At 55.2% G+C, this 661-nt stretch carries 2 protein-coding genes; both read right to left on the bottom strand.

Translation table 11 applies throughout. From position 1 onward, the window contains the following. Nucleotides 1-101: 101 nt before the first annotated feature. Complete coding sequence (locus tag EOA24_RS40095; RefSeq protein ID WP_127410930.1) at nt 102-473, bottom strand: thioesterase family protein; 372 nt, start codon at nt 471-473, stop codon at nt 102-104. A 118-nt stretch (nt 474-591) separates the two neighbouring features. Then, a partial coding sequence (locus EOA24_RS40090) for a hypothetical protein (RefSeq protein WP_133375064.1) occupies nt 592-661 on the bottom strand: 70 nt, incomplete at its 5' end.

Raw genomic sequence — 661 nt, 5'->3', positions numbered from 1 at the left:
ATCTGCATCTGAGTGACCAGCCGGAACGTCAATCCACGAGAACGCCCCCCCCATGACGGCGCGAGGCTCATTTTTCACCCGTTTTGCTCCCCCGCCACTGCTCATAGTCCGACGCCGGCCTCCTTGTGGAATTCCGACAACCGGTCACGTATTGGCTGCGGAATTGAGACCGAGGTTCCGCCTTCCGCCTCGACGAATACCTCGACGGTCTCATAGAGGGCGAAAAGCCTTTCACTCTTCTGGTCCACCATAGAAAATCGGAGCGTCACGCTCTTATTGCCAACCTTTTGAACGCATCCAACGATAGAGAAGCAGTCGCCCTTTTTCAGCTCGGCTTTAAATTCTGTGGAAGCTCTGAGTGTGACGGAATGAACGCCGAACTCATCGATCATCTTCTGCTGGCTCAGCTTCAACTGATGCCAAAACAGGAAGGAAGCGTCATCGAAGAAGGGCGCATAGCCGCGAACGTTCATGTGCCCGAATTGATCCAAATGCCACGGATGCACTACACCGGCGGTCAAGTTGGGTTGCCGAAGTAGATCTGGCTGGTGAGTGTTCAATCGGAACTCCATGCGGTTTGCCAGCAATGTGCTAGCCGAGATACGACACGATGACTGCCGGATCGTCTCTGACGGTTGCCGCGGGTCCTGAGAGGGCAACC

Origin of the sequence: Mesorhizobium sp. M2A.F.Ca.ET.039.01.1.1 (assembly GCF_003998035.1) — a bacterium.
Classification (GTDB): domain Bacteria; phylum Pseudomonadota; class Alphaproteobacteria; order Rhizobiales; family Rhizobiaceae; genus Mesorhizobium.
The sequence above is the reverse complement of the archived record's forward strand: the minus strand, read 5'-3'. Positions and strand labels throughout refer to the sequence as shown.